General features: G+C 46.0%; 2 protein-coding genes and 1 pseudogene. All 3 read left to right on the top strand.

What is annotated here, in order from left to right; genetic code table 11:
• The coding region (locus RMO35_RS16830; protein ID WP_309742472.1) for a hypothetical protein at window positions 1–3,180 on the top strand (3,180 nt) is incomplete at its 5' end.
• 38 nt (window positions 3,181–3,218) lie between these two features.
• The gene (locus RMO35_RS16825) at window positions 3,219–3,467 is read left to right on the top strand and encodes a hypothetical protein (protein ID WP_309742471.1); all 249 of its coding nucleotides are present in this window, start codon (window positions 3,219–3,221) and stop codon (window positions 3,465–3,467) included.
• Window positions 3,464–3,849 (top strand): annotated as a pseudogene (locus tag RMO35_RS25410) (type II toxin-antitoxin system VapC family toxin). Before RMO35_RS16825 ends, RMO35_RS25410 begins: the two are co-directional and overlap by 4 nt.
• Window positions 3,850–3,854 lie beyond the last annotated feature (5 nt).

Genomic DNA, 3,854 nt, shown 5'->3' with positions numbered 1-3,854 from the left:
AATGGTTTGAAATTTGCAGATGGAAATGTGTATGGTACTGTCAATCCGCAGGTACCGTTACTGACGATGACGACTCCGGTGGGGCTTCAGTTTGGGAGTAGGATTGGCGATATTAATTTTACAGGTGCGACTAGTTTACTCGCTAATTATGATGGTGCGAGTGTGTTGTTTGCTGGGGGGAATATTACGCTAACTGGTTCTAGATTGATATTACCGAATGGTAAAGTAGAATTAGCCGCCGTTAATGATGTCGGATCGATCGCGATCGATACTAATAAGCTAACAGATACTAGGACGACAAGTCTAGCTATTCCTGATGGGTTGAGGCGGGGCGATATTACCGTCCAAAATGGTGCGCGGATCTCCACTGCGGGTACCAATAGTGGCAATATCGATCTCCAAGCACGCCAGATTACAGTGGCTGGAACGGATGCTAGTCCTAGTGTGATTAGTGCCCGATCTAGTGGTAATGTGGCAAATACTCAAGGTGGTAGTATTAAAATCGATGCGACGGGTGATATTTTCATCGCAGGTAATAATACGGGGATTTCTAGCAGTACTTTGGGTGGTATTAATGGTGGCGATATTACGATTACCGCTCGCAATTTGCAGATCTTAAATGGTGCATATCTAGAAGCGAGTCCTTATAGTACTGGCAACGGTGGCAAGATCTCGATCGCGGCAATCGATACGGTTAAAATTGGTGCGCCAACAAATGCTCAAGAAAGTGATATTTTGACTAGTGCTTATGGTTCGGGCAATAGTGGGAATATCGATATCCAAACTGCTAAATTTTCGATTCAAGATGGTGCAAAAATCCTCACAGAAAATAGTACTGGCGGTTTAAGTGGCTCACTGGCGATCGCAGGTATGAATGGGCGGAGTGCGGATTCGATCGAGGTATCTAGTTCGATGCTCTCAACTACTGGCACTAAAAGCGGTAACATTAATCTGCAAACTCGCGATCTGACTGTCGTTGGCACCGATCATAGTCCTGCGAAGATTAATTCGCGATCTACTGGGGATGAGGTAAATACAAAAGGTGGCGGTATTAAGATCGATGCAACAGGCGATATTCTCATCGCTGGTAATCTCACTGGGATTTCCACAAGCAATACTCAAGGCAAGATTGATGGCGGGGATCTCCAGATTACGGCTCGAAATTTGCAGATATTAGATGGTGCGTATTTAGAAACTAGTCCCTATAAAAGAAGTTCGGGGCGTGGTGGAAACATCTCGATTCTGGTGAATGATACTATCAGACTTGGTGCGCCGACAAATGGACAAGAAAGTGACATTCTCACCAGTTCTTATGGTTTGGGTACTAGTGGTAATATTACGATTCAAACAGGTAAACTAATCCACCAGGATGGCGCACAAATTGGTACGGATTACAACTATTTCGATCCCAGTAATCCTCTGAGTATCGGCAAATTAGGTGATATTAAAATTGTTGCGAAGGAATCAATAGAAGTCAGCGGAGTATCCCCCGCTGTATTTTTGTATGGATTTCCCAAGGCTACTGCGATCGCGACATTTTCAGCAGGTCGGACAGATTCAGGTAATATCGATATTCAAACACCTAAATTGGTTCTCAAAGATGGTGGGGTAATTTCAGCGGGAACCGATGGCAGTGGCTTGGGTGGTTCGATTTCAATTTCGGGTTTAAACGGTCGTCCTGCTGATTCTGTAGAGCTACTGGGTAACTCGAATTTGGGTCAATTTCTGGGGACGGAAAATAATCCAGCTTTTGCAGGTGTGGGGAATGGGAGTCGGATTCGGAGTATTACCAGCGATACGGGTAATGCTGGTGTAGTGAAGATTAATGCCGATCGCGTGACGTTGCAAGGAGGGACGAGAATTGATGTCAGTACCCTCGCTAGTGGGCGAGGTGGCTCGATCGATATTAAAGCCAATACGATAAACTTAGTCGATGGCGGTCAACTAATCTCGACGACTAAGGGGAGCGGACAGGCGGGGACAATTAATGTCCGAGCTGACAATAGCTTGACCCTGGGCGGTATCGATTCGACTTTTGAAGCCAAACGAGCCTTCATGAGCTTAATCCTAGTAATCAGCAATCAGCCAGCCGCCAGAGCAGCGCTGGGAGAATATCTCCAAAATCCCAACCCAACTTCACAGCAATCTGTGCTCGCAGCATGGCAGCAAACTAATCCTAATCCTGTGGATCGACAAGTTTTAGATCAATATTTCACCTTCTTGCAGACCAGTCCGACAGCTCGATCGAGCCTACGATCCTATCTCACTAAGACAGATGGGCAGGGATCGTTTAGTGACTATAATATCGTTCTGAATGTTGGTAATACTAGCGGCATCGTCAGTCGATCGCAATCCGGTTCCACTGGCAATGGTGGCAATATTAATATTACTAGTCTGAATTTGAATATTCAACAAGGTGCATTAGTAACTGTGAATAGTAATGGTGCTGGACGTGGGGGGAATATTACCGCTAATGCCGATACGATCGAACTCGATCGCGGGGCGATAACTGCTAAAACTGTCTCGGCAAATGGGGGAGACATCGACCTCAACGTTAATAAACTGCTACTGCTGCGGAACCAGTCAGAGATTTCGGCAAGTGCGGCGACGAATGGGAATGGCGGGAATATCCAGATCTTTGCGCCCAACGGACTCATCCTCGCCGTACCAAATGAAAATAGCAATATTAGTGCGAGTGCTGCGGGTGGACAAGGCGGGAAAATTCAGATTAGAGCTGATAATGTGCTGGGCTTTAGTACGCAGCGGACGGACTTATCAAATATTACCGCGACTTCTACATTTGGCCCTCAAGGAATCGTGACGATTACCACGTTGGGGAACGATCCAAATAAAGGATTGCAGCCAGATCCGATCGCACCAAACCCGCCGACACTCTCACAAACTTGTGCGAGGAGTGGCGATAAGCAGGCGAGTACATTCATCGACAGTGGGAAGGGTGGGATGACCCCCAGTGCGATCGAGCCGTTACGGAGTAGCAATCTGTGGGTCGATCCGCGCTCGACGACTACACCTGTAAGTAGTCCGCCAATGCCACCATCGATCGAGGCTGCACAAGGCTGGAAAATGGGTCGCGATCGCACGGTAATTTTGACTAGTCAACCTACAGATATTGCCGATGAGGTGAAATCTACCGCACCGAATTGTATTGAGAAGCAGTAAGATCGGGATCTAGTTATAGTCTCAACCTAATCATATTTATGAATGCTTATAAAGTTCGCTCGGTCGTGATGGCAGATGGCACGATCGTCCTGAAGGGATTACCATTTAATGTTGGTAAGTCAGTAGAAGTTATCGTGTTAGAAGATTCATCCTCTCAAGAACTAGATTCAGACTCGATCGAGCCGCCGCTAAACGACGAATGGCAATCTCTAAAAGGCTCAGTCACCCGCTACGACAATCCCTTTGAGACAGCTATTCCGTTAGAAGATTGGGATGTATTGCAATGATTTTGCTGGATACTCACATCTGGATTTGGTGGATGGATGACAATCCTCGACTATCTCAGCGCCATCGGCAAATCATTAGCTCTCAACAAAATGATGGTTTTGGATCGGTATTTACTCTTGTTGGGAAGTCGCAAAACTGGTAGAATACGGTCGATTAGAGCTGCGATTGTCTATTGAAGATTGGTTGAAAATTGCCTTGTCTCATCCGCAGATTCAAGCATTAGATCTGACTATTCCAATTATCGTTAAATCGACTAAATTGGTGGGATTTCATCAAGATCCCGCAGACCAAATTATTGTAGCAACTTCCATCCTGTCAGGGATTCCATTACTAACAGCAGATGAAAAAATAATCGCTTATCCTGCTGTACTCACACTTTAGCCGAG

The organism is Chamaesiphon sp. OTE_20_metabat_361, assembly GCF_031364565.1.
The sequence above is the reverse complement of the archived record's forward strand: the minus strand, read 5'-3'. Positions and strand labels throughout refer to the sequence as shown.

Coding starts and splice junctions, on each gene's coding strand:
- RMO35_RS16825 (WP_309742471.1), top strand. CDS start 3,219: ATGAATGCTTATAAAGTTCGCTCGGTCGTGATGGCAGATGGCACGATC.